Raw genomic sequence first — 26,090 nt, 5'->3', positions numbered from 1 at the left:
GATCATGGAAGGCAGCGACCTCATGAGCGTCCACATCGTGCTGTTCGACGGCGTGGAAGAACTGGACTTCAGCGCCCCCCTACAGGTGCTGGGCATCGCCCGCAAGATCGGGACGCCGCTGGAGATCACGCTGGTGCGGGTGGACGGGCCGGGCACCGTGACCGCCGGTTGCGGAACGAAGGTCGAGGTCTCCTCCGGGTGGGCGCCGCACACGGCCGACCTGCTCATCGTGCCCGGCGGTGGGGCCACCAACCCCAACCGGCCCGGCGTCGCGGTCGAGATCGAGCGCGGCGTGATCCCGGCCGCGCTGCGCGCCGCCGAGCGCCGTGGGCTGACGATGGCGTCGGTGTGCACCGGGGCCCTGCTGCTGGGCGCGGCCGGGCTGGTGCGCGGCCGTCCCTGCACCACCCACCGCCTCAGCCAGGCCCGGCTCGCCGAGCAGGGCGGCGAGGTACTGGCGGGCCCGGGGCACGGCGCGCCGGGGCCGCGCGTGGTGGACGATGGCGACCTGATCACCTCCGCCGGGGTCACCAGCGGGCTGGAGCTGGGGCTGTGGCTGCTGCAACGCCACTACGGGACGGCGATCTCCTAGCGGGTGGAGATGGTGCTGGAGTACGAGCGGCGCGGGCTGGTCCACCAGGCCCGGGCCTGATCTCCACCGCGCGAGCGGGTGACGCGCGTGGCCCGGCGTCTGAAGGAGGCCGGGGACGATGCTGGTCAGACGCCCGGATGTGCGTCACAACGCCGGCCCGTCGCCGCGCCGCGCGCCGGGGTCACCCGGCGTGCTGCTCGGACCAGGGCTGCCGGGGACGGCCGCGCAGCCGGTCGATGACCGGTCCCGCGTGGACCGCGTACTCGCCCAGCAGCTCGGCGTGGGCCTCTTCGAGGCCGAGGATGACCGCGCCGAGCACCGTGGCCAGCGCGCCGACGACGCTGCCGGACACCGCCACGAACTCGTGCAGCGGCCGGGCCGCCGCCTGGATCGCGGTCACCACCTCGGGCGCGTCGCCGATCTCACCGCCGATCACTACGAGGTCGGGATCGACCACGGCCGCGAGCGCGACGCACGCCCTGGCGACATCGCGCACGTACTCGTCGAGGACGGCCTTGGCCTCGGCCGAGCCGTCCGCGACGTCGGCCAGGATCGCCCTGACCACCTCGCCGACCGTGGCGCCAGCGACCGGCGCGGCGCGCGAGCGGTAGGAGTCGACCAGGCGGGAGGCCGCCAGCCGTTCCTCCATCGCGTGCCGGGAGACCTGCCCCGCGCCCTCCGCCCACGGGAACGGCAGCCGCGACAGCTCGCCCGCGGCCCCGTGCGCGCCCCGGACCAGGCGGCCCTCGGTGATGATCCCCGCGCCGACGCCGACGCCCAGTTGCAGGTAGGCCAGGCTGGGCACCTCGGCCCCTGCGCCGATGCGCATCTCGGCCACCGCCGAGCAGTTGACGTTGTTCTCCAGGCGTACCGGGCCGTCGTAGTGCCCGGCGAGCGTGCCCATCAGGGCGGCGAGCGCGCCCTGCTCGCGCCCGGCGTCGGCGGGCGACACCTGCCGGCGGCCCGCGTCGATGATCTGCGGGACGGCGATCGTCACCGACCGCAGCCGGCCGCGGCGGTCGGGCCGCTCGCACCACTCGGCCAGCAGCCCGGCCGCCCGCTCCACGGTGGCCTGGGACAGTTCGCGCCGCCGGGCCGCGCCCGCCGGGCCCGGCTCGGCGACGGACACGTGCGTGCTCTCCGCCCCCGCGAGGTCCACGGCCATCAGATCGACGTGCGAGCTGCCGAGGTCGATGCCGAGCACCCAGCCGACCTCGCCGGCCGCCTCGAACAGCACGGCCGGCTTGCCGGTGACCGGGACGTGCCTGCCGTTGCGGCGGACGTATCCGGCCTTCTCCAGGGAGCCGACGGCGTCGTTGACGCTCGGCTTGGACAGACCCGTCGCGGTGAGCAGCCGGGGCCGGGTGGTGGACCCGTGCCCGAGCGTGTGGCTCAGGACGTGCCGCTGAGTCGGGGGCAGCTCCACGGAACGCACCTCGTCATCCAACCAGATTCGCGCCGGCCTCGGTCAGCGCGCGGACGGCGGCGACGGAACTCGCCCTGGACGCGCCGAATGTCCGGATCACCCCGGCCGCGCCCGGGTATTCGGTCCCGGGATATCCCATATCAACGACGACCAGGCGCGGCGCGCGCAGCCGCGCGAACACCTCCGCGCTGGCGGGATGCCTCGGCAGGTCGCGCACCACCGCCACCACGACGTCGGAGGGCGCGACGTCCGGCAGATCCGGGTCCTCGTTGATCGGCGGGCTCAGCACCAGGTCGCGGAACTCCACGCCGGCCGCCCGAAGTTCCGGGCCGATGCCCCACGGCACCGGCCCGGCCGCGATGGACGTCCGGTCGTCGAACGTCACGACGTGCACGCCCGAGCCGGCGATCGACACCTCGCCCTCGGTCACGGTCGCGCCCCACGCCGCCGCCGCGCCGATCGCGCGCTCGGCGGCGGTGTCGGACGTTCCGGGTACGCCCGGCGTGCCGGGATAGGCGCGGGCCATGGCCTCGACGCGTCGGCCGGCCTCGTGCAGCCGGTCGATCGCGAGCGCGCCGGACCCGGCGGCGGCGACGATCGCGTCCACCACCGCCGTGGTCGCCTCCTCGTACTGCTCGGCGCCCAGGCACAGCAGGTCCACCCCGGCGCGCAGCGCGCCCACCGCGGCGGCCGGCAGCGAGCCGGTGTGGTTCAGCACGCCGTGCATCTCCAGCGCGTCGGAGATGAGGACGCCGTCGTAGCCGATCTCATCGCGCAGCAACCGGCCGATCACCGTCTCACTCAGTGTCGTGGGCGCCTCGGTGTCCAGGCACTCGACGATGACGTGGGCGGTCATCATGCTCGCCGTGCCCGCCTCGGCGGCCCGGACGAAGGTCCGCAGGTGCTCGGACTCGAACTCGGCCCGGCTCGCGGGGACCCGGCCGAGCGCGAGGTGGGAGTCCAGCAGCGACCCGCCGAGCCCCGGGTAGTGCTTCACGCACGCCGCGACGCCCGCCTCCTGCAGGCCCTGGACCCAGGCGGCGGCGTGCTCGGCGTTGTCGCGCGGGCCGCGGCCGAAGGAGCGGGTGGTGAGCGGGCTGAGCGGATCGGTGACGTAGTCGCCGATCGGCGCGAGGTTGTAGTTGATGCCGAGGTCGCGCAGTTCGGCGCCGATGCCGCGGCCCACCGCGCGGGTGGCGGCCAGGTCGCCGTACTCGCTCAGCACCCGGTTGCCGGGATACGGGCTGCCCCGGTCGTGGTGGATCCGGGTGACGTCGCCGCCCTCCTCGTCGATCGCCACGATGGCGTCCGGGCGGACGTCCCTGATCTGCCGTACCAGGGCGGCCACCTGCTCCGGCGAGACGATGTTGCGGCCGAACAGGACGACCCCGGCCAGCCCTTCGCGCAGCCGGTCCAGCAGCCACGCCGGTGCGGTGGTGCCGGTGAAGGCGGGCAGCACGGTGCCGAGCGCGAGCCGGCGCAGGTCGGATGTCATACGGGTTGCTCCTCGTCGTTTCGCAGTGCCAGCCTGGCGAGCCGGACGGCCCCGTGGACCGGCTCGGTGTCGAGGACCGACAGTGGCAGGGACACGTCCAGATCGGCCAGCCCGGCGGCGAACGCGGCCCGGAAGGCGGGTTGCCTGACCATGACCGCGCCGGCCCCCACGACGGCGTCGGCCCGCACCCCGAGGCGCAGCGCCGTCGCGACGTTGCCGGCCAGCTTCCTGGCGTTGCCGGCGATGGCCTGCCGGGCGGATGCGGATCCGGCCTCCGCGCACGCGAAGACGCCGGCCGCGAGGTCGCCCAGTTCCTCCTTGGACCGCTTCAGCGCGGCGGGCAGCCGGCGGGCGTCGGTGAGGGCGAACGCCCCGGCCACGAAGGGGCGCAGCACCGGATCGTCCTCGCCGCGGTCCAGGTGGGCGGTGTAGCGCCGCAGCGCGTCGATCACGATGCGCGGCGCGCTGCCGTGGTCGCCGAGGAGCCAGCCCCAGCCGTCGGTGAGCACCGTGCGGCCGTCCGCGGTACGGCCCCCGACCGCGGCGCCGGTCCCGGCGATCACCGAGAGCGCGTGGTCGTGCCCGCCGGCCAGGCCCACGAGCAGGACGTCGTTGCAGACCTCGACCTGCACGCCACGGCCGAGTTCGGCGGCCACGGCGCCGGTGAGTTCCCTGGTCAGGGCGTCGGAGTCGCAGCCTCGCGCGCCCACGCCGACGGCGGCCGGCATCTGCGGGGCGACCTCGCGCAGGACGTCGCCGATCAGGCGGGCCCGGCCGGTCGCGGGCAGGTCGTTCCAGCCCGGATTGGGGCGGGTCTCGGCGGCGATGGGTTCGCCGGTGGCCGCGTCCTCCACACGGACCCGCAGGTAGGAGCCTCCGATGTCGAAGCCCGCGACACCGCGGCGCGGCCGGTCGAGGGTGTTCACGCGGCGGTCTCGACCTTCGTGTCGATGCGGGTGAAGATCGGGTCCTCTGGGCGGCGGCCGATGGCCGCGCACGCCTCCTGCACGACCATCTGGCAGATGACGCTTGCGGCGATGGACAGCTCGGCGTCGGTCATGCCGGGCAGGGCGATCTGGTGCAGCGGGCCGGCCCCGCCGTACTCGATCGGGCCGGTCCCGATGAGGTGGACCGTGGCCCCGTGGTCGGCGAGCTGCCGGGCGAGCAGCGCCTCGGCCCCCCGGTTCACGATCAGGTGGACGCTGCCCGGCTTGGCGCTGTCCATGAACCCGTGCAGGTAGGAGCGGGTGTCGTAGCTCGCGGCGGGGACCGCGGCACCCTCGCGGAACAGCAGCGCCGCCCCCTCGGCCGCGGCCAGGCCCGCCCCCGAGGAGACCACGTCGATGTGCCCCGCGCCCAGCAGGTCCGCCGCGATCCGGCTCGCGGCGGCGCGCCGTTCCCGCATCACCCAGGCCACCCGTTCGCCGAACGCGCGCCAGCGCGCCTCGTTCACACCGCCGGTGAGATGTTCGGCGAGCAGCGCCATGGCCAGCGCGGTCGCGGTGTAGCCGACGGTCGAGACCCGCGAGTCGGCCACGCCGCCCAGCCACAGGAGCCGCGGCGTCAGGTCCGAGACCGGCGAGGGCACCCGGTTGACCACGCTCATCCGCGCGTCCGCGGGCACCGCCGACAGCGCGCGGACGATCTCGACGCTGCGCCCGGACTGGGAGATCCCCAGGTACATCGTCCCCGGCCGGACCTGGGCGGCGGTGAAGTCGGCCCCGGTCAGCAGCTCGCACGGTACGCCGCCCGCGGTGAGCCCGGCCACCAGCACGTGGGCGGCGGCGCGGCTGGCGCCGATGCCGAAGGCGACCACGCGGTCCACCTCACTCTCGCGGTGCCGGTCGAGCCGGCCCGGGAGGGTCGTGGCGAGGTCCGCCAACGCCTCGGGCTGGCTGTGAAACGCCTGGTCGAAGGTGTTCCACGGAGAAACTGGTGGATTGCCGGTTGCTGTAGCCATATTAGTAAGGTAACTTACCTTACTCAGGATCGTCAAAGAGCCGCTGATCCTGTGGAGGTGCACCCCAATGAACGATCGTTTCCCGCCGTCTCACCCGGGCCGCCGTTCGGTCCTGGCCATGCTGGCCCTGACTCCCGTCGCGGGAGCGCTGGCCGGCTGCGCCACGGGCGGAAGCCGGCAGTCCCCCGCCGCCGCCCCGACCGGAAGTGCCCAGGCCGGCAATCCGTTCGGGGTGGCCTCGGACGCGCCCCTGGAGGTCGTCGTCTTCGACGGCGGCTACGGGCAGAAGTACATCAAGGTCCCCCTCGACCTGTACCGGAAGAAGCACGCCGCTGCCAAGATCACCCAGTCGGCGACCCAGCAGATCCAGCAGTCCCTGCAGCCCCGCTTCGTCGCGGGCAACCCGCCGGACGTGGTCAACAACTCCGGGTCCAACGCCATCGACTACGGCGCCCTGGTCGGCGACAAGGCACTGCTGTCCCTGACGCCGCTGCTGACGGCCCCCTCCTGGAGCGACCCGGCGGTCACCGTGGGCGACACGCTGCGGCCCGGCGTGGTCCAGGTCGGCACGCACGACGGGCAGTTCGTCGTACTGAACTACTCCTACGGCGCGTACGGCGCGTGGTACAGCGCCTCGCTGTTCGAGGAGAAGGGCTGGACCTACCCGCAGACCTGGGACGACTACCTCGGGCTCTGCGACAAGATGGCCACCGCGGGCATCGCCCCCTGGACCTACCCCGGCCAGTTCCCCTACTACATGTTCTGGTGGCTGGCCTCGCTGATCTACAAGGCCGCCGGGCCCGAGGTCATCGACAAGATCAACAACCTGGCGGCGGACGCCTGGACCGACGACCGGGCCGTCGCCGCGCTGCGCGCCTTCGAGGCGATCCCCGCCAACGGCTGGGTGCTGAAGGGCAGCTCGGGGCTGAACCACACCGACGCCCAGATGCAGTTCCTGAACGGCAAGGCCGGGTTCGTGCCGGGCGGTTCCTGGCTGGAGAACGAGATGGGCGACAGCGTCCCCAAGGGCTTCGACATGGCGATCTGCCGGGCACCCTCGATCGGTAAGGACGACGTCAAGCCGTTCGGCTCGCTGTGCGCCAAGGCGGGCGAGCCGTACGTCATCCCGCGCAGCGCCGCCAACACCGCGGGCGGCCTGGAGTTCCTGCGCGCGATGCTCTCCACCGAGGGCGCGGAGAACTTCATCGCCAAGGCGGGCACGCTTTCCTCCAACCGCGACGCCAAGCCGCCCAAGGACGCCAAGCACGGCCTGACGTCGATCGACGCCGCCCTGAAGGAGGCCGGCGACAACGTCTTCGGGATCACGGTCGACACCCGTGACAGCCGGCTGTGGAAGGACATCGCCAACCTGATGGGCCGGTTCATGAACGGCGACATCAAGGCCGACCAGCTCGCCAAGCAGGCCCAGAGCCTCACCGACAAGGCGCGCGGCTAGCGCCGGGACGAGCAACTTCATGCGCAAGACGCACCAACGCCGGGTCATCATCGGCTTTCTCGCCGCGCCGGTCCTGTTGTACACGGTGTTCGTGGCCTCGCCGTACGTTCAGGCGTTCTACATCGCCCTGACCGACTGGCGGGGCCTGTCGGCCGAGATCGGGCTCATCGGCCTGGGCAACTTCACCGAACTGTTCGGCGACCCGGTGTTCTGGCAGGCGCTTCGCAACAACCTGCTGCTGCTGGTGACGTTGCCCATCGTCACCATCGGGGTGGGGTTGTTCCTGGCCTTCATGCTCAACGCGGCGGGCGGGCCCCGGAGTGGGGAGATCCGGGGCGTGCGGGGCGCGAAGTTCTACCGGGTCGTGTACTTCTTCCCTTACGTCCTGTCGATCGCGATCATCGGCGTGCTGTGGAAGAACATCTACAACCCGATCAACGGCCTGCTCAACGGCGCGCTGCGGGCCGTCGGGCTGGAGGAGGTCCAGCCGTCCTGGCTCGGTGACGAACGGCTGGCGTTCTGGGCCGTGCTCGCGGTGCTGGTCTGGAACGGCATCGGCTTCTACGTCGTGCTGTTCACCGCGGGCATCAAGGCGATCCCCGCCTCGCTGCTGGAGGCCGCGGTGCTCGACGGCGCCTCCAGGGCCCAGGTCTTCTTCCGCATCACGATCCCGCTGATCTGGGAGAACATCCGGACGGCCGCGGTCTACCTGGGCATCGCCGCGCTGGACGCGTTCGCCGTCGTCCAGATCATGACCGGCGGCGGGCCGAACGACTCGACCCAGGTCGGCTCGTTCTACCTCTACCAGAACGCGTTCTCCTACGGCCGGTTCGGCTACGCCTCGGCGATGGGCGTCGTGCTCTTCGTCGTCACCCTGGCCCTGTCGGCGTTCACGCTGCGGGCGACCCGCAAAGAGAGGATCGAGTTCTGATGGCCACCGCCACGCGGGCCCGGGTGAGCAGGCGGCGGGACGCCACCGGCCGGGGGAGGCCGCGTTCCGGCCGGGGCGCGGGGCCGACGATCGCGGTCGCCCAGGCGTTCCTGGTCCTGTGGGCCGTCATCTCGATCCTGCCGCTGCTGTGGGCCGTGGTCAGCTCGCTGAAGTCCGACCCGGAGATCGTGGCCGACCCGTGGTCGCTGCCGGGTTCGCTGCGCTGGGAGAACTTCGCCCGGGCCTGGGAGACGGCGTCGATCGGGACGTACTTCGGCAACACCGTCCTGGTCGTCGGGGGCGGCGTCGTGCTGACCCTGCTGCTGTCGGCGATGGCCGCGTACGTGCTGGCCCGTTTCGAGTTCCGGCTCAGAAGCGCGCTCTATTACTTCTTCATCGCCGGCATGACGTTCCCGGTCTTCATGGCGCTGGTCCCGCTGTTCTTCGTGGTGCAGAACCTGGGGCTCGGCAACTCGCTGACCGGCCTGGTGCTGGTCTACACCGCGTACTCGCTGCCGTTCTCGGTGTTCTTCCTGGTGGCCTTCTTCCGCACGCTGCCCGAGGAGATCGCCGAGGCGGCCAAGCTGGACGGCTGCGGTGAGGCCGCGATCTTCTTCAAGATCATGCTGCCGATGGCCAAGCCGGGGCTGATCAGCGTCGGGATCTTCAACTTCATCGGCCAGTGGAACCAGTACCTGATCCCGCTCGTACTGGTCAACGACGACAGCAAGTTCGTACTGGCCCAGGGCCTGGCCAACCTCGCCGTCGAGCAGGGCTACGCGGGCGACCGGTCGGGGCTGTTCGCCGGGCTCACCATCGCCATGGCCCCGATTCTGATCGTCTACGCGCTGTTGCAGGGCAGGGTGCAGGCGGGCATGACGGCGGGCGCGCTCAAGTGAGGCCGGGCCGCCCGCCGATCATGTCGCGGGCGGCCCGGGTATGTTCTAGATCTCGGCTCTAGATGAGGCCGAGGGCGAGCATCGCGTCGGCGACCCGGCGGAAGCCGTCGATGTTGGCGCCCGCCACGTAGTTGCCCGGCATGCCGTACTCGTCGGCGGTCTGCAGGCAGCGGTCGTGGATGTCGCTCATGATCTCCTGGAGCCGGAGCTCGGAGAACTCGAAGGTCCATGAGTCGCGGCTGGCGTTCTGCTGCATCTCCAGGGCGCTGGTCGCCACGCCGCCGGCGTTGGCCGCCTTGCCCGGCCCGAACGCGACGCCCGCGTCCAGGAACACCTTGATGCCCTCGGGCGTGGTCGGCATGTTGGCGCCCTCGCCGACCGCGACCAGGCCGCCGGCCACCAGGGCCGCGGCGTCCTTGCCGGTGATCTCGTTCTGGGTGGCGGACGGCATCGCCACCTCGCACGGGACCTCCCAGACGTTGCGCTCGGGCACGAACGTGGCGCCCTCGCCGCGCCGCGCCGCGTAGACGTCCAGCCGGGCGCGCTCGACCTCCTTGATCTGCTTGAGGAGTTCGAGGTCGATGCCCTTCTCGTCCAGGATGTAGCCGGAGGAGTCGGAGCAGGCCACCACCAGGCCGCCGAGCTGGGTCACCTTCTCGATGCTATAGACGGCCACGTTGCCCGAGCCGGAGACCACGACCCGCCTGCCGTCGAACGACGTGCCGCGCGACTTCAGCATCTCCTCGACGAAGAAGGCGCACCCGTAGCCGGTGGCCTCCTTGCGTACCTGCGCCCCGCCGTACGCCAGGCCCTTGCCGGTGATCACGCCGGACTCGTAGCGGTTGGTGATCCGCTTGTACTGGCCGAACAGGTAACCGACCTCCCGCCCGCCGACGCCGATGTCGCCGGCAGGCACGTCGGTGTACTCACCGATGTGCCGGTAGAGCTCGGTCATGAAGCTCTGGCAGAAACGCATCACCTCGCGGTCGGAGCGACCCTTGGGGTCGAAGTCCGAACCGCCCTTGCCGCCGCCGATCGGCAGCCCCGTCAGGCCGTTCTTGAAAATCTGCTCGAAGCCGAGGAACTTGACGATGCCCAGATAGACCGAGGGGTGGAAGCGCAGGCCGCCCTTGTAGGGGCCGAGCGCGCTGTTGAACTCGACCCGGAAGCCACGGTTGATCTGCACCTCGCCGCGGTCGTCCAGCCACGGCACACGGAAGATGATCTGCCGTTCGGGCTCGCAGATGCGCTCGATTATCTTCGATTCAGCGTATTCGGGGTGCTTTCCGAGAACCGGGCCGATACTTTCGAGCACCTCGCGTACCGCTTGGTGAAACTCGATCTCACCGGGGTTGCGGCGAAGGACATTGTCGTAGATCGACGACAGTTTCTCATGCAACACGTGTTCTCCCAGCTCAGTCATATGCGCCCCCCACTTTACGGGCCGCCCGGCAGTGGGCCGGCCCCGGCCTTCGGCGTGCCGCCGGGCGAATACGACGGTTGGCATTCGCGCTGGCGGGGCGGCCCCGCCGTACGGCAGGATCGCCTGCGTGAACGAGAGCGGTGCGGAGCATGAGGAACGACTGCTCGCCGGTGCGCGGCGGGGCGATGAGGCGGCGTTCGAGGAACTGGTGCGGCGGCACCGCGGAGGGCTTTACACCCACTGCTACCGGATGCTCGGCTCGCCGCACGACGCCGAGGACGCCCTGCGGGAATCGCTGGTGGCCGCCTGGCGCGGCCTGGCCGGCTTCCAGGGCGACGGCCCGGTGCGCGCCTGGCTGTTCCGGTCGGCGACCAACGCCTGCCTGCGCGCCTCGGCGCGGCGTCCGCGGCGGATGCTCTCCGAGGAGTACGGCCCGGCCCGCGAGGACGTCCACGACCTCGGAGAACCCGTGCCCGGCCCGGTCTGGATCGAGCCACTGCCCGCCCGGTCGCAACAAGATGCGCCCGACCCGGCGGCGCACCTGCGCCGCGAGAGCATCGAACTGGCCTTCGTGGCCGCGTTGCAGCAACTGCCCGGCACCCAGCGCGCGACGCTCATCCTGAGCGACGTACTCGGATTCGGCGCGGCCGAGGTCGCCGGGATGCTGGACACCACCCCCGCCTCGGTGGGCGGCGCGCTACAACGGGCACGAGCGGTGGTGGACCAGCGGACCCCGGACCCCAGCCAGCGCTCCGAACTGTCCGCCCTGGGCGGCGACGGCCGCCGAGCCCTGGTGTCGGCGTTCGTCTCGGCCTGGGAGCACGCCGACGTCCCGGCACTGCTCGCCCTGCTCACCGAGGACGCCAGGATCACCATGCCGCCACTGCCCGCATGGTTCGAGGGCCACACGGACGTGGGCCGCTTCCTGTCCGAACGCGTCTTCGCCACCCCATGGCGGCTGCTCCCCGTCACCGCCAACGGCCAACCGGCCTTCGCCTGCTACCGCCACGACGGACGCCACTTCCCCCTCTGCGCGGTGAGCGTACTCAACCTGCGCGGCGGCCGAATCTCCTGGATCGCCGGCTTCACCGACCCACACATCGCACAGGCTTTCGGCGCACCCACGCAAGTCTCCTAGCGAAGAATGCCGGACACCTTGGTAAGTGTCCGGCCCCCTTCCGGGTGTTGCAGGGGACGATGCGAAGTCCGCACGCCGCGCCCGCCTGATCACAGCCCAGCCCGGCGCGGCGCTAAGGAAACCGAGACCAGAACCCACGGGACACGGGGAACATCAACGTCGGGCGAAGCCCGACACGAGAAAGCGTCCGAGCGTAGCGAGGGCCATGCCTTGGGGGGGCCGGGGGACGGCGATGCTGGGCACGGGGAGCAGGGCGACACAAGGAAAACGCCAGGCCCAAGGACGCCAGCCAGCGCGGGAGCGGCGGCGGTGGGAGGGCCTGCCGTAAAGGTACCGAGACCGGAACGCATGGCACACGAGGAACATCAACGTCGGGCGAAGCCCGACACGAGAAAGCGTCCGAGCGTAGCGAGGGCCGAGCGCTTCAGGGCCTGCGCGGAGCGCCTGATGTGCCGGGTGGGCCGAGCGGGTGCGTGTCTCCGTACCCGTGTCACCTGATGGGCACGATGCCGGCCTCGGCCATTTCCTCTGCCTTCTCGGCGGTCTCCTCGGGTGTGGGGGCGTCGTCCTGGGTCAGGTGCAGCCGCCAGTAGCCGCAGAAGGCCACGGCACTCTTGGCCAGGCCGCGCTCCTCCACCAGGTGCCTGCGTACCGCGCGTACGGCCGACGCCTCCCCCGCCACCCACGCGAACACCGGGCCGGGCGGCAGTTCGGCCGCGCGCACCGCCTCGGGCAGCAGCGCGGCCCGGCCGGGCGGGGTGGCGCCACGGTGCAGCCAGCGCACCTCGAACTCGGCCGCGCTCTGCAGTTTCTGCTCCTCCTGCGGTCCGGCGACCTCGGCGAGCACCAGGGCGCGCTCGCCCGGCTCCATCGCCTCCAGCAGGGCGCCGATGGCGGGCAGCGCGGTCTCATCGCCCACCAGCAGTTTCCACGCGCCCTCGATCGGGGCGCGGAACTGGCTGGGCGACGGACCGAGCATGGCGATGACGTCGCCCGGCCGGGCCCGTACGGCCCATTGGGTGGCGGGTCCCGCGCTGTCGTCCTCGCCGTGCATCGCAAAATCGATCTCGACCTGCCCGAGTTCGGGCAGGTGGCGGCGGATCGAGTAGGTGCGCATCCAGGGCCGCACAGGCTCGGGGATGGACATGTACCGCCGGTACCAGCGGGCGACGTCGCCGTCCTGCTCCGGCGCGGGCACCTCGGGGACGCCCCCGTCGCGCGCGAAGAACAGCTTCACCTGCTGGTCGGGGGCCACGTGCGGGAGCGCCGCCAGGCCGTCGCCGTCGAAGGTGATCCTGCGCATGTGCGGGGTGACGTCATGGACGTCGGTCACGCGCAGGCCGGTGAAGGTCATCGAGCGCTTCATACTGTCGTTGCTCCTAAAGATCGTTTCCGGAAGAGCCGCCGTACGGCGGCTCCGGTGCGGGCGTGCCGGCCGTCGCATGTCATGCGCCGGGCATAGGCAAGCGGGCCGCCGCCGACCACGACGGTCCGGCCGGTAGCCGGTGCGGGATTCGTGACCGGGGCAGGCGCGGGGCGTCCGTGACCGCTTGCCGCATCTCGCCTCCTCATTAGGTAAGGCACACCTTAGTTAATAGCAAACCGGATTCGCAATTCTCTCGCCCCGAGGGATTACGCTCGGACCGTGCTGTCAGAAGCGTCGCGGCGCGCCGGTCACCGCCCCGGCCCCAAGCCCCGGCTCAGCCGCGCGAAGATCGTTCAGGCGGCTGTGGACCTCGGGATCGAACAGGTCTCCATCGCGGCGGTCGCCGCCGCGCTCGGGGCCGCGCCCCCCAGCCTGTACCGCTACATCGACAGCCTCGACGACCTGGTGACCGCCGCCGTCGAGACGGTGTTCGCGGCCACTCCCACGCCCTCGCCCGAGCGGGGCTGGCGGGCGTACCTGGAGGCGGAGGCGGCGACCCGGCTGGACCTGCTCACCCGCTACGCCGGTCTGGTTCCCGAGGGTTCGTCCGGGCTGGCGGGGATCGCGAGCCGCCGCTTCGAGCAACTGGTGCAGGGCCTGATGGGGCTCGGCTTCCCGGTGGCGGAGGCGGTGCTCGCGGTGGACGCGGTGGTCGACCTGGTCCACGACGGCGCGGCCCAGATGGCCCGGCTACGCGACCCGGCCGAGCCGAGCCGGCTGTCGGCGGCGATGACCGCCTCGCTGGAGCTGTACTCCCCCGGCGTCCGGGCCGCCGTCGTGGAGATCGCCGAGGCGCCCAGGGAGCACCTGCGGCGCAAGCTCGGCATCGTGCTCGACGGAGTGGCCGCCAGGCAGGCCGGGTGGTCCGGTGAGCCGACGTCCGAGTCGAGGCACCGGTGAGCCGGCATCCGGGGCAAAGTGAGGCGACGGCCGGGTCAGGGCAGTGGTGAGGCGACGCGCGGGCCAAGGCAGTACTGACCCACCACCCGGGGCAAGGCGGCAGTGAGACGGTGTCCGGGCCAAGGCGGCGGTGAGGCGGCGGTCGGGTCAGGGCAGTGGTGAGGCGGGGCGTGGTTTCTCGGCTGGGGTGGTGTCCTGGCCTCGTGCGAGGTGCTGCTGGAGTTCGATGTGCCGGAACTGGTAGTACGGGCCCTCGGTGCGCAGCAGGCCCAGGCGGTGGGCGTCGTCCAGGAAGCCCATCGCCCGCAGCGGCAGCCGCCCCCTGGAGGCCAGGCGCGGGATCGTCAGCTTGTAGGCCAGCCACGCGTGGTGGCTGCCCAGCAAGAGCCCGAACAGCAGGCCGAGCAGCAGCCCGCCCACGATCGCCACACTCGGGCTGAGCTGGGCCTTCAGCGCGATGGCCCCGCCCATCATCCCGACCACGAGCCCGCTGACGATGCGGATCACCGTCAGGTTCCGGTCGGCCCGCCAGGTCGAGCGCGGGGATCTCGCGGTGGCCTCGGTGGTGGGGTGCTCGACCCAGCGGATCAGGCTGAGCACCACGACGAACCCGATGCCGGACAGCAGCCCGATCTGCCAGGCCGCGCTCAAGCCGACGTCCGGGCCGCCCACGGAGCGGCCCATCAGCCAGCCGACCAGGGCGCCCAGGGCACCGACGAACAGCCCGTCGCGCAGCACCCGCAGCAGGTCCGACAGCCTGCCGCGGACCTGGAAGTCGGCGTGTCCCGGCGACTCGGTGAACCAGGACCCGGTGACGAGCATGACCACGCCCGCGACCGGCATGCCGATCAGCGCCCCGACGAGCGCCGATCCGGTCAGCGCCGTGAACACCACCCCGACCACCGCGCCACTGGCCAGGCCGGCTCCGATCCGCACGCCGCGGCTCGGCGTGTGCCGGGCCAGGTGCCACCAGGCGACGTCCCGTGAGTCCTCCTTGCCGATGGTGAGCTGGCGGGACAGGTACGTCAGCCAGCGGCCGACCTGGTCGGCCCGCCACGCGTGCTGCGGCCGGAACGGCTGCGATGGGCCGTCGGCGGGCGGGCGCGCGCTCACCAGGGCGGGGATGAGCTGGTCGCACAGGTGGTCGTGCAGGTCGGCCGCACTGCCGCGGCCGAGTGCCAGCAGCGGGGCGGGGTCCACCCGGGGCGCGATGTAGGTGGCGCGGACCAGCCAGAGCCCCAGGGACGTGGAGGTGACCTCCGACAGGGCCGGTACGGCGCCCGCGCGCAGCTCGTCCAGGACCCGCGGCCAGGACGGGGGCGGCACGGGGGGCAGGCACGCCCGCAGGTACTCGGCCGCCGCGGCGGCGGTCATGGCCTGCGGTTCGATGACCGCCGCCGCGGTCAGGACGTCGCCGATCTCGTGCACGGACTCGGCGAACTGCTCCGTCCGGCAGGTGAGGATGAGCTGGTCGTTCTCGCACATCGAGCGGTTGAGCGCGGCCAGCATGGCGGCGCGGGCATGGTCGGGCAGCTCGTCCAGCCCGTCGATGACGGGCAGCACCTCACCGCGGGCCACGAGCGTCTCGGGGATGGCGGGGCCGAGGCCCTCCGCGCGCAGCGCGGGGTAGTCCATCGCCAGGCTCTCGGCCAGCCAGTCCTGGATCCGCGGGTGCAGCCGGTCGTCCCAGCGGGCGGCCGACAGCAGTACCGGCACGTGCTCGTCGGGCTCCCGGGTGCGCAGCAGTTCGAGGACCAGTTGCACGGCCAGGGTCGTCTTGCCGGTGCCCGGGCCGCCCAGGATGACGAGCCTGCGGCTGCGCAGCGCGCGGAAGTTGCGGGCCATGTCCTCGATGTGGACGCCCAGACCGGGGAAGGCCACCGTGCCCCTGGCGATGATCTCGGGGTGGTCGGCCAGTTCGCGGTGTTCGGTGGAACGCCAGGGCAGCGGCATGGGCTCGGGGTCGCACAGCGAGCGCAGCACCGTCTCGTCGCGCCACTGCTGGGCCACCAGGCCGGCCAGGATGTCCTTGGCGGTGCCGATGTCGGCGGAGGTGGGCGCGGGCGGCGGCGTGGCGCGCCTGCGCCACCAGGTCAGGAACTGCATGAGGCTGTTGCCCAGCGTCACCACGCTGATCGTGGCCGCCATGAGCGAGGCCGTGCCGACCGAAACGGCCACGCCTCCGTGCAGGTGCGGGGCCAGGGTGAGAAAGGCGACCGACAGCGCCAAGAGCAGAACGCCGATGGCCACGGACGCCCTGGCCCTGCGATTGTGCCGCCAGTACCGGCCAGCCATGAACCCATTATGCTCACGTTTCCGCCGGGCCCAGGATCATCGATTCTCTGCGCATGGTCGAGAATGCGGAAAAAGTGGTTCGCCGGTTCAGGGGGCGGTCAACGCGATGGAATCGGGCGGGAAACCTGGGGTGTTCAGGAAACGTCCGGAGTTTTCCGCGACGGACACGGCGGCCCGTCCCCGGGGACCGGGCACCACCAGGTTGCCGTCGGTGACCAGCATGAACCGCTCCAGCCCCGGCACGATCACATGGACGGCGGTGACGCCGCACGCCGGCGCGCGGACCGTGCGCCGGTAGGCCGGGCGGCCCCGGGCGGCCAGCGTCGCGACCACCGTGCGGATCTGGGCCCGGATCGGCGGGGGCGGCCCGGCCGCCTGTGGGAAGGGCACCGGGCGTGCCGCGCGCAGCGGGCCGGTGAGGTCGAACCGGCCGCAGGCGCGCAGCGCCGGATACGCCGCCAGTCCGGCCAGATCGGTACGCGGCGGGGTGGCGGGGCGCGACCAGGTCTCGCCCAGGGTGGTCTGGACGAGTTCGGTGAGCGCGCGCCAGGCCGCGTGGCCCGGGCTGAGCGAGGTCCCGCTGCCGCGCCGGTGCGGACGGCGGCCGGTCGGGACGGTGTAGGCCAGCATCGTCGGCACCGCGACGTCGCTGGTGATGTCCAGCAGGTACACCGGTGATCCGGTGAGGTCCTCCGCCGTCGCGTGCGCCCGCGCCAGGCCGTACGGAAGCGTCGCCGGGTCGATGAGCCTGAGCGCGGGGCCCGCCTGGCAGAGGAAGGCCCGCACCAGGAGCAGGGACAGCGCGTCGCGCTCGATCACCTCGTTGAGCGCGTGCAGCAGCGCCTCGGCCGCGTTCACCCCGGCGGCCGAGCCGCTGTTGCAGGCGTAGCGCATCAGGTGGGTGTAGTCGCAGTCGTCGCCGGCCAGGTCGCGCAGCCCGGCCGCGCCGGTCTCGGTGTACCAGGGGGCGGACAGGAACAACGGCACCGGCAGCGCCGCTCCCCCGCCGAAGGCGCGGTAGCGCAGGCAGGCCATGCGGCTGCCGGGCATGCGGGCCAGCAGCGGCGCGCAGGACTCCGCGCGCAGCGGCCCGGCGGCGGCGCGAGCGGGCGCGACCGGCGTCAGTGCGGCGGGGTCGAACCCGGCCGGGCCGGTCAGGTAGTGCTCGACCGCCTCGAAGCTCGCGCCCACCCGGGCCTGCTCCGGGTGTCCCTTTCCCATTCCGGACGCGACCGGCGGGCCGTCCGCGGTACGGGCGAGCAGCCCGCACCACCACGCGGTGGGATCGCGGCCCTCGCCCACGTCCACCAGTTCGGCCCGCAGGCCCAGCGCGGCCGAGGCCGCCGCGACTCTGCGGGCGGCCTCGGCCGGCGGCACGGCCCGCTCGTGCGCGCCGGTGAGAACGGCGTCCTCCCAGGCGGTACGGCGGGCCGCGGAATCCAGGTCGCGTCTAGCGCGCGGCATCGCGGCTCGTCGCGGCCGGCTCGGTTTCCCGCTCCGGCGCCGCGAGCAGATCGGCCAGTATGTCGATCTCGGCCTGGGTCAGGTGCTGAGTCCGCCGGTCCAGAGACTCGGCCGGGATGTAATCGACTACTTTTCCCATGAGACCCTCCCCCTGTATTTCGCCTACCATTCTATCCCTCTATTACGAGTTAACAGGATTTAGCGAGGAATTTGCTGGACGCTGGGCGTGCGAGGAAACCTGGGCGGGTATTAGGGGAGGCGACGGATACTCGAAGCGGCGGACCGTCATGGATATTTCACCAGAAGTCCGGGAAAACAGGGTGGGGCACAGCAGGGCGGCCGCCGAGCGGTACCGTCGCAGTGATCCCGAACGCCACGAGGCGCGCCGGCGGCGGGAGCGCGGCGAGACCTTCCCCGACTCCCCCGACATGCTCGCCGCCCGCGCCACCCGCCTCATCCAGCGCAACAGCGTGCCGGTCGAGGCGGCACTGGATGCCACCAGGGGCGACAGCCTGGACCGGCCCAGAATGCACGAGCGCATCGTCGGGGTGGCCAAGGATCTGCAGGCGTGGAGCTTCCTGCCGCGCGGCGTGCGGGCCGCGCGGACCGTCGCGCGGATCTCGGCTTGCGAGTCCGGCCGCGAACTCCCGATCGGCACCGGCTTCCTGGTGTCACCGCGGCTGCTGCTGACCAACCACCACGTGTTCCCCGACGCCGCGGCGGCGCGGCAGGCGATCGCGGAGTTCGACGCGCAGGTCACCATCGACAACGTGCCGGGTGTGTCGACACGGTTCGCCCTCGACCCCGGCGCGTTCTTCATCGCCCACCCCGACCTCGACTTCGCGCTGGTCCTGGTGGCCCCGGGCGCCGACGGCCGCCCGGCGGGCGAGACCTTCGGCTGGAACAGGCTCAGCGTCCAGACCGGCAAGCTGGTCATCGGAGAGCCGGTCAACATCATCGGACATCCCAACGGCCGGCTGAAGGAGATCTCCATCCGGGAGAACCGGCTTGAGGTACGGCTGGACGCGTTCGTCCAGTACCAGGCCGACACCGAGCCGGGCAGCTCGGGTTCCCCGGTGTTCAACGACCAGTGGGAGGTTACGGCGCTGCACCACAGCGGCGTGCCGGAGACCGACGACAAGGGGCGGATCCTGCGCCGCGACGGGCGCGTCTGGGAGGAGGGGGACGGCGACGACGCCGTCCACTGGATCTCCAACGAGGGCGTCCGGATCAGCGCCATCCTCAAACACCTCGCCGCTCTGCCCCTGGACGACGCCACCCGGGCCTTCCTCGCCGAAATGGGCCCGGAGTCCGGCCTCCAGCACACCACCGCCGCCCCGCCCGTCAAGGTGAGCAGCGCACCGAGGGCGCAACAAAGCGGGATCGGGCCGGCCGTGGGGCGCAGTGGGTCGGGTGAGGGGCGGCGGCTGGTGTTCCTGCATGGCCGGGATCAGCCGGGGCAGGACCCCGCGCGGCTTCGCCGGTACTGGGCCGCCGGGCTGAACGGCGGGCTCACCCGGGCGGGCCTGGCTCCCGTCGCCCCGGAAGACGTCTGGTTCCCCTACTACGCGCCGCGGCTCGCCGAGGCCATGCGCGCCCAGGAGTCCCGCCCGCACCCGGTATGGGAGGTCTCCGGCGATGCCGTCGCGGCCGGGGCGCCGGGTTCCGCCGCCGCGCGGCGGCTGTACGGGGAGCTGATCGTCGAGGCGTCGGCCAGGGCCGGGATGCCCCCGGAAGGGCCCGCCACGGCGGAAGGGCTCGCCGACGCCGTGCACCAGGGGTTGAGCTGGCTGGCCGGCACCACCGGCCTGGACCGGCTGGTGATCGCCGGGATCTTCGGGGACGTGGCCGCCTACCTCGACGACCAGCGGATCCGCGAGGCCGTCCTGGACTGCGTGCTCCAGGCGATGCCGCAGGACGGCCGGCTGGTCCTGGTCAGCCACAGCCTCGGCACGGTGGTCGCGATGGACCTGCTCACCCGCCTCGGCCCGCGCGCCGACGTCGAACTCCTGGTCACGGCGGGCAGCCCGCTCGGCATGGACGCCGTCAACCGGCGGCTGCTCGCCGGCGGCCCGAGGCGTCCGGAGCGGGTGGCCCGCTGGGTCAACACCTGGTGCCCGCTCGATCCGGTCGCCATCGCCTGCCCGCTGCGCGGCCACTGGCCAGGCGAGCCGGCCGAGATCCCGGTCGCCAACCCGGCGAGCCGGGCCCACGACATCGAGGAGTACCTGGCCCACCCCGAGGTCGCCCAGGTGATCGGGACCTCGCTCGCCTCCCCGGCCCCCACCTGAAGCCGAGGGCTACGAGGTGGCCGCCTTCTTCGCGATGGCGTGCAGCATGAGGCGGCGGATCGCGCCGCTGAAGGGGCGGATCAGCCGCCAGTACGCCAGCATCCTGCGCCGGGCGGTGGCGTCGTCGGCCGAAATCCAGGTCTCGGTGCGCAGCAGGGTGCCCTCCCCGGCGGGAATCACCTCGAACACCGACGCCGACTTGGCGAAGCCCGGCAGTGTGTAGTCCCGGAACCGCTCCGGCGGGCACGATCGCCGGTGGTTCTCCGAGCGCAGCCGCCAGAACTGGCTGATCGAGCCGAGCACGACGTACCGCTGTGGCTCGTCGGCCAGTTGGAACCAGCCCCGCCGGATCATGGTGTTGATCATGCTCGGCGCCTCGTTGGCGAAGGCGGCGGCGCCTTTCGCCGGTAACGACCGGATGCCCATGAGCATCCCTACCAGCGGAAGATCCCCCGGAGACAGGGTGTTCAGCGCCCGCCAGACCGACTCCGGCGATTGCCTGATGTGCAGCTCATGGCGCTCACCGGCCAGTGGCCGGGGTATGAAGCTCTCCAGGACCTTCGGCATCTCTGCATCCCTCTTCCAATTGCTTAGTTACGGGCCAAGTGGGCGAGCTTGTCCGGGTTGGCCATGCCGTAGATGTCGCGCACCCTTCCGGACGGGTCGGTGTCGATGGTGACCACCACGATGGGCCTGCCGCCGTCGATCACCAGCGCGGTCGGGCTCCCGCCCGGACGCGCCCAGCGCACCTCGTACCCGGCGAACCGAGGGCCGACCGCGGCGAGCAGCCGGGCCACCTTGGGCGCGCCCAGTACCGGCCGCAGCGCGGCGCGGGCCCGGCCGCCGCCGTCGTTCCACAGGGTCACCTCGGGCGCCAGCACGCCGAGCAGGCCGGACATGCTGCCCCCGACGGCCGCGTCCACGAACCGCTCGGCCGCCACCTGGGCGTCCTGCTGATCGGCGCTGAAACGCGGCCGCCGCGCGTGGACGTGCCCCCGCGCCCGGTGCACCAACTGGCGGATGGCGGCGGGCGTCCTGTCCAGGATCCCCGCGATCTCGTCGTACTCGTAGGCGAACGCCTCCCTGAGCACGAACGCCGCCCGCTCCAGCGGCGACAGCGTCTCCAGCACGACGAGCAGGCCGAGCGCGAGGCCGCCACGGCGTTCCAGCCGCTCGGCCGCGTCCTCCTCGGTCCACAGCGGTTCCGGCAGCCACGGGCCGATGTAGTCCTCCCGGAGCCTGCGTACCTTGCGCAGGTGCTCCACCGCGCGGTGCACCGCGATCCGCATCAGGTAGGCCCGCGGATGCTCGATCTTGGCGTGGTCCACCTTCTCCCAGCGCAACCAGGTGTCCTGGACGACGTCCTCGGCGTCGGCCACGCTGCCGAGGATGTCGTAGGCCGCGGCGAACAGCAGGTTGCGATTGGCCGCGAAGACGGCCACGGCCGGCGGCTGGTTCGCGATGTCGCCGCCCACCACGTGTCCCCTCCCCGGTTCCCGGCCGCCGCGCTCTTCCGCGGCTCCTCCGGCGGGCCGTTCGGTCATCGCGTCGTACGAGGTCATGCTGCGTTCACTTCCGTCCCCCTGCCTTCCGCTCACGCGGGCGTTCGCTCATGAGACAGAAAGGCGGCCCACGGTGTGACATCCGGGGCCCGATCTCCCGGCCGAATCCGGTGCCGCGGCCCGCGTGTCACAGCGGGCGGCGGGAGGGCGTCTGATCGTGGCGCGGCCCGGTACTCCGCCGGGGACGCAGGAGGGAGCAGGTGGAATGGCCTTGACATGGGCGAACGCCCGGCGCGGGAACCGTCTGCGCGCCGTGGGTGCGGCGGTGCTGGCGGCCGGGCTGCTGGTGACGGCGGGGTGCGGGCGAAGTGCCGCGCCCGAGACCGCGGGCAGTTCGCAGCACGCGGCTCAGCGGCATCTGTTCGTCGTGGTGGGCGGTGACAAGGTGACCGGGCCCGACCTGGTCGAGGCGCGCACCGGCGAGACCGTCCAGATCGTGGTGACCTCGGACGTCGCCGACGAACTGCACGTACACGGCTACGACCGCACGGCCGAACTGGTCGCCGGACGCCCCTCGACGCTGACCCTCACGGCCGGCATCCCCGGCGTCTTCGAGGTCGAGGTCCACGAGAACGGGCTGCTGCTGACCCGGCTGCGGGTGCGGCAATGACCGCGCGGCCCGGCCTCCGGAGAACCGGAAGCCGGGCCGCGCGGGATTCCCGCACCGGCTCACATCCGGACGCCGGTCCGGTGCGCCGCGGAGGGGGTGGTGGCGCGGGTTTCCGCGCGAGCCTCGGCCTTGGCCCGCTCCCGCGCCGCGCCGACCTGCCTGCGGTGGACCACCAGCCCGGCCAGTGAGAGCAGGGACACGAGCCCGAGCTGCCACCAGGTCTGCGGGCTGCCACCGAGTTCGAGGTCGGTGGCGTGGTTCACCGCGTGCAGGCTGTTGGTGACGAAGAACCCGACCAGCACGATCGAGAGCACGTCCCGCCACACCAGCGCGCACAGCAGCATCAGGCCGATGCCGATTTGGAACACCCCGGCGTCATGCAGGAAATGGACATGATTGGGGAACTGGGCGAACTCCGCGAAACTCGCCGGGTCGATGCGCATCCACACACCGAAGACCAGCATCATCATGGCACTGACCACCGTGGCCAGCCCGATGAAGAACTTTGCGGGACCGTTGTGGCCCTTCAGCATTCCTGTTCTCCCTTCCGCCGCGCGGCGCGCCGCCGCCACCGCCGCGTTCGCGCGACCATCGATCTCTTCGCCCGATAGGACGACCAGGCGGGGGCAGCCTGTGACATCGTGCGGGCGGCCGGACCACCTCGATAGGGCCATAAAACGCAGGATTCCGGTCAAGATCCGGCGGCCTCTGGTACGAGGGCTCAGGATGAGGGCATGGCAACCGAGAAGACGATCGCGTTCGTGCTCTACCCCGGCTGCACCATTCTCGACGTGGTCGGCCCGCTCCAGGTGCTCTCCGCGCTCTCCGCGCTCCGCCCGGACTACCGGACGGTCGTGGTGGCCGAACGGCTGGAGGTCCTGGAGACCGACACCCCGCTCCACGTGCGGGCGAGCCACACCTTCGCCGACGTGCCCGCCCCCGACGTGGTGGTGGTGCCCGGCGGCGGCGGGCCCACGCTGCGCGCCCTGACCGACGAGACGCTGCTCTCCTACCTGCGCGGGGCCGCGCCCGAGGCGCGTCCCGCGGCCTCGGTGTGCACCGGCGCGCTCATCCTGGGGGCGGCGGGGCTGCTTGCGGGACGGCGGGCCACCACGCACTGGGCGATGCTCGACGCGCTGCCGGAGTTCGGCGCGACCCCGGTCCGCGAGCGCTGGGTCGCGGACGGCCCGGTCCTGACGGCGGCCGGTGTGGCGGCCGGGATCGACATGGCGCTGCACCTGACCCAGGAACTGGCCGGCGAGGAGGTGGCCAGGTCCGTGCAGTTCTTCATCGAGTACGACCCGGCGCCGCCGCTCGGCGGGCTGGACTGGGACAGGGCCCCGAAGGCGCTGGGCGCCGTGGCCGGGGAAAGGTGGGTCCGCGACGGCCTGGGCGACCATCCGCTCGCCGGCCGCCTCGCGGCCCGGCTCAAGTCCGGCGGGTGACGGGCGGGGGGCGTACCGCTCCTCAGCCCGCGGACATCAGCGTGATGCCGATGCCGGTGTAGACCACCATGAGCGTGAGCATCGGGTACTGCCCGGTGCGCAGGTCGCCGGGGCGGACCACGGCGAGCGCCCGGTCGTGGGCGGACACTACCCCGGCGATGTGGCCGAGAACGATCGCGGTGATCTGGACGACGACGATCAGCGACGGCGCCAGCACCGTGTAGTCGACCCCGGCGCCGCCGACGCCGAGCAGGTCCCAGCCGCGGCCGAACGGATCGGTGGCCAGCAGCCAGCCGCGCTGGCCCTCGAAGACGGCGAAGGAGAAGTAGTGCGCCACGCCGTACCCGACCATGAGCGGCACCAGTGAGTGGGTGAACTGGTGGTCCGGAGCGGTCGCCGACGGCCGCAGATAGGGGCGGGTCATCCGCAGGGCGTCCCGGTAGGCCAGGAAGTTGAGCGCGATGACCAGCCCGAGCGCGGCGGTGCCGAGCAGCGTGGCGGCCGGGCGGCCGACCGCGCGGGTGAGGTCGATCCACAGTGACAGCCTGCTGAGGCCGTCGTACATGGTCCCGCCGAGCACCACGAGCGCGAGCGCGGTGTGCCCCGCGTCGGCGCGGCCGGCCCGCAGCCCGGCCGCCGGGGTGCGCAGCACCAGCCGCCCGCCGGGGTCCCGGCCGAGCGGGGCGAGGGTCGCGAGCAGGCCGGAGTACACCTCGAAGGTGTCCGCGCGGTCGAACCACCGCGGGCCGTACACCGCCCCGCCCACCGTGTGCGCCACCGCGTAGACGGTCACGAACAGCGCCACCGCGCGCGGGGAGCCGGGGTGCGGGGAGGCCAGTTCCAGCCACAGGAAGGCGACCATGCCGGCCGGCGCGGGCAGGTGACCGAGCCGCGCCGGCGGCCCCTGCCGGCGCAGGGCCTTCGGCAGGCACCGGCGCGCGCGGGCGGACAGTGAGCGCAGCGGGTTGACCAGCCGCCAGATCGGCCCGAACAGCAGTGAGGCCGGTATCAGACCGACCCAGAACCACACGTAGAACCACGCGGGCGCCGGATTGGCCGCCGGGTCGTCCACGCCCAGCCACGCCGTGGCCAGCAGCAGGCCGAATCCGGCGAGCCCGCAGGCCCGCAGCGCCAGGCGAATCCCACGCGCGTCCACCGCCTTCCGCACGACGCCCGGCAGCGACACCCCCGCCGACGCCGACCGCGGCCGGGGCCGCAGCACCGACACCGCGAAGAACGCGATCAGCACCGCCCCCGCCCCCGTATAGAGCGCCAGCCACATCGGTATCGGCAGATCCGCCCGCCCGCCGATGCCATGAGCAAGGATCAACGCCACACCCCTCCCCCGTCGTCCGTCACCCACCAGACGCCCCCGCCCTCCGCTCTGTGACACCTCACCGGCGGATGAAGGTACGCGGACACCACCAGAAAGCCGATCGGGCAGGAAACCGTCCGATCGGACCGGCGTGGAGCGAACGGGGGGCCGCGTCAAGCGGCCCGTGCGCACAGACGCCCATTGGGGCGGTGGGAGGGGGCTACTCGGACACGGCCAAGGGTGGATCGGGCCGGTGCGGGGCGAACCGGGGCTGCGTCAGGCGTCCTGTGCGGACAGGCGGCCGGTGGAACCGGCCCGCTCCGCAGGTGTCTCTGATGCGCGTCGGGTGAGCACGAGGGGGGCGTCCTCGGTGATGGCCACCGTGTGCTCGGAGTGGGCCGTGCGCGAGCCGTCCGCCGAGCGGATGGTCCAGCCGTCGGCGTCGTAGATGATCTGGTCGGTCGTACGGGCGAACCAAGGTTCGAGCGCGAGGGCCAGCCCTGGCCGGAGCGTGAGGCCGCGCCCCGCCCGGCCCTTGTTGGAGACGTGCGGGCCCTCGTGCATGGTGCGGCCGATGCCGTGGCCGCCGAACTCGGTGTTGACCGGGTAGCCGTAGTCGCGCGCCACCGCCCAGATGGCCGCAGAGATGTCGCCGACGCGGTTGCCCGGACGGGCCATCTCGATCGCCGCCTCCAACGCCTCCTCGGTGGCGCGGATGATCCGCAGGTCCTCCTCGGCGGCGGTCCCCACGATGATCGTGCGCGCCGAGTCGGCCACCCAGCCGTCGATGCCGACCGCGATGTCCGCGCTGAGCACGTCGCCGTCGCGCAGCGTGTAGTCGTGGGGCAGGCCGTGCAGGACGGCATCGTTGACCGACAGGCAGATGACATTGCGGAACGGGCCGCGCCCGAAGGACGGCGCATAATCCCAGTAGCACGACTCCGCCCCGCGCTGCTCGATCATGCCGCGCACATGGTGTTCCAGGTCGAGGAGATTGACGCCAACATCGGCGAGCCGGCCCACCTCGGACAGCACCTCGGCGACGAAACGCCCGGCCACATGCATGCGCTGGATCTCCGCAGGCGTCTTGAACTCGATCACGAGTACCTCACTCAACAGGTGTCGGTATTACTATACCGGCACCCTAACACTTGCCGGTATAGTAATACCAGCCCTATCCTGGGGGCATGGTCCGTCAACCGCTCACCCCCGAGCAGATCGAAGCCGGCAGGCGTCTCGGCGCCCTGCTACGCCACGCGCGAGGGGAACGCGACCTGACCGAGATCGCGCACGCGGCCGGCATCTCACCGGAAACCCTGCGCAAGATCGAGACCGGACGCCTGCCGTCCCCGGGATTCGGCACGATCGTCTCCCTCGGCGAGGCCCTCAACGTGCCGGTGGAAGAACTGGCGGCCACCTGGCGCGGCAGCCACCTCCCACTGGAAGCCGTCTCCTAGTACTC

Annotated in this window: 24 protein-coding genes; 10 read left to right on the top strand and 14 right to left on the bottom strand. The window is 72.2% G+C overall.

Going from position 1 to position 26,090, the window contains the following annotated elements:
- Nucleotides 1–4 precede the first annotated feature (4 nt).
- Nucleotides 5–592 carry a DJ-1/PfpI family protein gene (locus ACH34R_RS15425; protein WP_397562097.1) on the top strand — a complete coding sequence of 196 codons (588 nt, stop codon included), beginning with the start codon at nt 5–7 and terminating at the stop codon, nt 590–592.
- Between the two features lie 181 nt (nt 593–773).
- On the opposite strand, the gene ACH34R_RS15420 is transcribed toward ACH34R_RS15425, so the two are convergent.
- Genes ACH34R_RS15420 through ACH34R_RS15405 form a run of 4 tightly spaced genes read right to left on the bottom strand, consistent with a single transcriptional unit; the run spans nt 774 to nt 5,473 of the window.
- Nucleotides 774–2,018, bottom strand: coding sequence for an ROK family transcriptional regulator (locus ACH34R_RS15420; RefSeq protein ID WP_397562096.1), 1,245 nt, complete (start codon nt 2,016–2,018; stop codon nt 774–776).
- A 13-nt stretch (nt 2,019–2,031) separates the two neighbouring features.
- On the bottom strand, nt 2,032–3,513 hold the full coding sequence (locus ACH34R_RS15415; RefSeq protein ID WP_397562095.1) for a glycoside hydrolase family 3 N-terminal domain-containing protein: 1,482 nt from the start codon (nt 3,511–3,513) through the stop codon (nt 2,032–2,034).
- The gene (locus tag ACH34R_RS15410; protein ID WP_397562094.1) at nt 3,510–4,439 is read right to left on the bottom strand and encodes a BadF/BadG/BcrA/BcrD ATPase family protein; all 930 of its coding nucleotides are present in this window, start codon (nt 4,437–4,439) and stop codon (nt 3,510–3,512) included. Before ACH34R_RS15410 ends, ACH34R_RS15415 begins: the two co-directional genes overlap by 4 nt.
- Nucleotides 4,436–5,473 carry a hypothetical protein gene (locus ACH34R_RS15405; protein WP_397562093.1) on the bottom strand — a complete coding sequence of 346 codons (1,038 nt, stop codon included), beginning with the start codon at nt 5,471–5,473 and terminating at the stop codon, nt 4,436–4,438. Before ACH34R_RS15405 ends, ACH34R_RS15410 begins: the two co-directional genes overlap by 4 nt.
- A gap of 67 nt (nt 5,474–5,540) precedes the next feature.
- Here ACH34R_RS15405 and ngcE point away from each other — a divergent pair, with 67 nt between their 5' ends.
- Genes ngcE through ACH34R_RS15390 form a run of 3 tightly spaced genes read left to right on the top strand, consistent with a single transcriptional unit; the run spans nt 5,541 to nt 8,759 of the window.
- The gene (gene ngcE / locus ACH34R_RS15400; protein WP_397562092.1) at nt 5,541–6,929 is read left to right on the top strand and encodes an N-acetylglucosamine/diacetylchitobiose ABC transporter substrate-binding protein; all 1,389 of its coding nucleotides are present in this window, start codon (nt 5,541–5,543) and stop codon (nt 6,927–6,929) included.
- 19 nt (nt 6,930–6,948) lie between these two features.
- Complete coding sequence (locus tag ACH34R_RS15395; protein WP_397562091.1) at nt 6,949–7,860, top strand: carbohydrate ABC transporter permease; 912 nt, start codon at nt 6,949–6,951, stop codon at nt 7,858–7,860.
- Nucleotides 7,860–8,759, top strand: a complete 900-nt coding sequence (locus tag ACH34R_RS15390; protein WP_397562090.1) for a carbohydrate ABC transporter permease — start codon at nt 7,860–7,862, stop codon at nt 8,757–8,759. Before ACH34R_RS15395 ends, ACH34R_RS15390 begins: the two co-directional genes overlap by 1 nt.
- 58 nt (nt 8,760–8,817) lie before the next feature.
- Here the strand turns inward: ACH34R_RS15390 and gdhA are convergent, their stop codons facing one another.
- A complete protein-coding gene (gene gdhA / locus ACH34R_RS15385) occupies nt 8,818–10,182 on the bottom strand; it encodes an NADP-specific glutamate dehydrogenase (protein WP_397562089.1) in 1,365 nt (454 codons plus the stop codon).
- Between the two features lie 127 nt (nt 10,183–10,309).
- Here gdhA and ACH34R_RS15380 point away from each other — a divergent pair, with 127 nt between their 5' ends.
- A complete protein-coding gene (locus ACH34R_RS15380) occupies nt 10,310–11,320 on the top strand; it encodes an RNA polymerase subunit sigma-70 (protein ID WP_397562088.1) in 1,011 nt (336 codons plus the stop codon).
- A 490-nt stretch (nt 11,321–11,810) separates the two neighbouring features.
- On the opposite strand, the gene ACH34R_RS15375 is transcribed toward ACH34R_RS15380, so the two are convergent.
- Nucleotides 11,811–12,686 carry a siderophore-interacting protein gene (locus ACH34R_RS15375; protein ID WP_397562087.1) on the bottom strand — a complete coding sequence of 292 codons (876 nt, stop codon included), beginning with the start codon at nt 12,684–12,686 and terminating at the stop codon, nt 11,811–11,813.
- A gap of 279 nt (nt 12,687–12,965) precedes the next feature.
- Here ACH34R_RS15375 and ACH34R_RS15370 point away from each other — a divergent pair, with 279 nt between their 5' ends.
- The gene (locus ACH34R_RS15370; protein ID WP_397562086.1) at nt 12,966–13,646 is read left to right on the top strand and encodes a hypothetical protein; all 681 of its coding nucleotides are present in this window, start codon (nt 12,966–12,968) and stop codon (nt 13,644–13,646) included.
- Nucleotides 13,647–13,793: 147 nt separating this feature from the next.
- Here ACH34R_RS15370 and ACH34R_RS15365 read toward each other — a convergent pair whose 3' ends face one another.
- From ACH34R_RS15365 to ACH34R_RS15355, 3 genes are all read right to left on the bottom strand, one after another.
- The gene (locus ACH34R_RS15365) at nt 13,794–15,941 is read right to left on the bottom strand and encodes an NACHT domain-containing protein (RefSeq protein WP_397562085.1); all 2,148 of its coding nucleotides are present in this window, start codon (nt 15,939–15,941) and stop codon (nt 13,794–13,796) included.
- An 87-nt stretch (nt 15,942–16,028) separates the two neighbouring features.
- Nucleotides 16,029–17,405 (bottom strand): YcaO-like family protein, encoded by a 1,377-nt coding sequence (locus ACH34R_RS15360; RefSeq protein ID WP_397562084.1) that lies wholly within the window; start codon nt 17,403–17,405, stop codon nt 16,029–16,031.
- A complete protein-coding gene (locus tag ACH34R_RS15355) occupies nt 17,392–17,544 on the bottom strand; it encodes a hypothetical protein (protein ID WP_397562083.1) in 153 nt (50 codons plus the stop codon). The genes ACH34R_RS15360 and ACH34R_RS15355 overlap by 14 nt, the downstream gene beginning before the upstream one ends.
- A gap of 181 nt (nt 17,545–17,725) precedes the next feature.
- Between ACH34R_RS15355 and ACH34R_RS15350 the strand changes: the two genes are divergently transcribed.
- Complete coding sequence (locus ACH34R_RS15350; RefSeq protein WP_397562082.1) at nt 17,726–19,696, top strand: trypsin-like peptidase domain-containing protein; 1,971 nt, start codon at nt 17,726–17,728, stop codon at nt 19,694–19,696.
- A gap of 9 nt (nt 19,697–19,705) precedes the next feature.
- Here the strand turns inward: ACH34R_RS15350 and ACH34R_RS15345 are convergent, their stop codons facing one another.
- Nucleotides 19,706–20,263 carry a hypothetical protein gene (locus ACH34R_RS15345; RefSeq protein ID WP_397562081.1) on the bottom strand — a complete coding sequence of 186 codons (558 nt, stop codon included), beginning with the start codon at nt 20,261–20,263 and terminating at the stop codon, nt 19,706–19,708.
- 23 nt (nt 20,264–20,286) lie between these two features.
- Nucleotides 20,287–21,258: an RNA polymerase sigma factor SigJ gene (gene sigJ, locus ACH34R_RS15340; RefSeq protein ID WP_397562080.1), complete on the bottom strand. Its 972-nt coding sequence runs from the start codon at nt 21,256–21,258 to the stop codon at nt 20,287–20,289.
- A gap of 205 nt (nt 21,259–21,463) precedes the next feature.
- Between sigJ and ACH34R_RS15335 the strand changes: the two genes are divergently transcribed.
- Nucleotides 21,464–21,868, top strand: a complete 405-nt coding sequence (locus ACH34R_RS15335; RefSeq protein WP_397562079.1) for a hypothetical protein — start codon at nt 21,464–21,466, stop codon at nt 21,866–21,868.
- A 59-nt stretch (nt 21,869–21,927) separates the two neighbouring features.
- Here the strand turns inward: ACH34R_RS15335 and ACH34R_RS15330 are convergent, their stop codons facing one another.
- Nucleotides 21,928–22,401 (bottom strand): hypothetical protein, encoded by a 474-nt coding sequence (locus ACH34R_RS15330; protein WP_199537259.1) that lies wholly within the window; start codon nt 22,399–22,401, stop codon nt 21,928–21,930.
- 201 nt (nt 22,402–22,602) lie between these two features.
- On the opposite strand from ACH34R_RS15330, the gene ACH34R_RS15325 reads away from it, so the two are divergent.
- On the top strand, nt 22,603–23,313 hold the full coding sequence (locus tag ACH34R_RS15325) for a DJ-1/PfpI family protein (protein WP_397562078.1): 711 nt from the start codon (nt 22,603–22,605) through the stop codon (nt 23,311–23,313).
- A 22-nt stretch (nt 23,314–23,335) separates the two neighbouring features.
- Here ACH34R_RS15325 and ACH34R_RS15320 read toward each other — a convergent pair whose 3' ends face one another.
- Nucleotides 23,336–24,643 carry a hypothetical protein gene (locus ACH34R_RS15320; protein ID WP_397562077.1) on the bottom strand — a complete coding sequence of 436 codons (1,308 nt, stop codon included), beginning with the start codon at nt 24,641–24,643 and terminating at the stop codon, nt 23,336–23,338.
- 261 nt (nt 24,644–24,904) lie between these two features.
- Nucleotides 24,905–25,729, bottom strand: coding sequence for a type I methionyl aminopeptidase (gene map, locus ACH34R_RS15315; protein WP_397562453.1), 825 nt, complete (start codon nt 25,727–25,729; stop codon nt 24,905–24,907).
- A gap of 86 nt (nt 25,730–25,815) precedes the next feature.
- Between map and ACH34R_RS15310 the strand changes: the two genes are divergently transcribed.
- The gene (locus tag ACH34R_RS15310; protein WP_397562076.1) at nt 25,816–26,085 is read left to right on the top strand and encodes a helix-turn-helix domain-containing protein; all 270 of its coding nucleotides are present in this window, start codon (nt 25,816–25,818) and stop codon (nt 26,083–26,085) included.
- Nucleotides 26,086–26,090: the final 5 nt, after the last annotated feature.

The sequence above is a fragment of the Spongiactinospora sp. 9N601 genome (assembly GCF_044326295.1).
Taxonomy (GTDB): domain Bacteria; phylum Actinomycetota; class Actinomycetes; order Streptosporangiales; family Streptosporangiaceae; genus Spongiactinospora; species Spongiactinospora gelatinilytica.
Note: the sequence above shows the minus strand (reverse complement) of the source record. Positions and strands in the feature narration are given on the sequence as shown.

Excerpts from the sequence above, each read along its gene's own strand:
- ACH34R_RS15390 (WP_397562090.1), top strand. The coding sequence starts at position 7,860 with ATGGCCACCGCCACGCGGGCCCGGGTGAGCAGGCGGCGGGACGCCACC.
- ACH34R_RS15405 (WP_397562093.1), bottom strand. The coding sequence starts at position 5,473 with ATGGCTACAGCAACCGGCAATCCACCAGTTTCTCCGTGGAACACCTTC.
- gdhA (WP_397562089.1), bottom strand. The coding sequence starts at position 10,182 with ATGACTGAGCTGGGAGAACACGTGTTGCATGAGAAACTGTCGTCGATC.
- ACH34R_RS15330 (WP_199537259.1), bottom strand. The coding sequence starts at position 22,401 with ATGCTGAAGGGCCACAACGGTCCCGCAAAGTTCTTCATCGGGCTGGCC.
- ACH34R_RS15325 (WP_397562078.1), top strand. The coding sequence starts at position 22,603 with ATGGCAACCGAGAAGACGATCGCGTTCGTGCTCTACCCCGGCTGCACC.
- ACH34R_RS15360 (WP_397562084.1), bottom strand. The coding sequence starts at position 17,405 with ATGCCGCGCGCTAGACGCGACCTGGATTCCGCGGCCCGCCGTACCGCC.
- ACH34R_RS15365 (WP_397562085.1), bottom strand. The coding sequence starts at position 15,941 with ATGGCTGGCCGGTACTGGCGGCACAATCGCAGGGCCAGGGCGTCCGTG.
- ACH34R_RS15375 (WP_397562087.1), bottom strand. The coding sequence starts at position 12,686 with ATGAAGCGCTCGATGACCTTCACCGGCCTGCGCGTGACCGACGTCCAT.
- ACH34R_RS15345 (WP_397562081.1), bottom strand. The coding sequence starts at position 20,263 with ATGCCGAAGGTCCTGGAGAGCTTCATACCCCGGCCACTGGCCGGTGAG.
- ACH34R_RS15415 (WP_397562095.1), bottom strand. The coding sequence starts at position 3,513 with ATGACATCCGACCTGCGCCGGCTCGCGCTCGGCACCGTGCTGCCCGCC.
- ngcE (WP_397562092.1), top strand. The coding sequence starts at position 5,541 with ATGAACGATCGTTTCCCGCCGTCTCACCCGGGCCGCCGTTCGGTCCTG.
- ACH34R_RS15335 (WP_397562079.1), top strand. The coding sequence starts at position 21,464 with ATGGCCTTGACATGGGCGAACGCCCGGCGCGGGAACCGTCTGCGCGCC.
- ACH34R_RS15355 (WP_397562083.1), bottom strand. The coding sequence starts at position 17,544 with ATGGGAAAAGTAGTCGATTACATCCCGGCCGAGTCTCTGGACCGGCGG.
- ACH34R_RS15395 (WP_397562091.1), top strand. The coding sequence starts at position 6,949 with ATGCGCAAGACGCACCAACGCCGGGTCATCATCGGCTTTCTCGCCGCG.
- ACH34R_RS15310 (WP_397562076.1), top strand. The coding sequence starts at position 25,816 with ATGGTCCGTCAACCGCTCACCCCCGAGCAGATCGAAGCCGGCAGGCGT.
- ACH34R_RS15425 (WP_397562097.1), top strand. The coding sequence starts at position 5 with ATGGAAGGCAGCGACCTCATGAGCGTCCACATCGTGCTGTTCGACGGC.
- sigJ (WP_397562080.1), bottom strand. The coding sequence starts at position 21,258 with ATGACCTCGTACGACGCGATGACCGAACGGCCCGCCGGAGGAGCCGCG.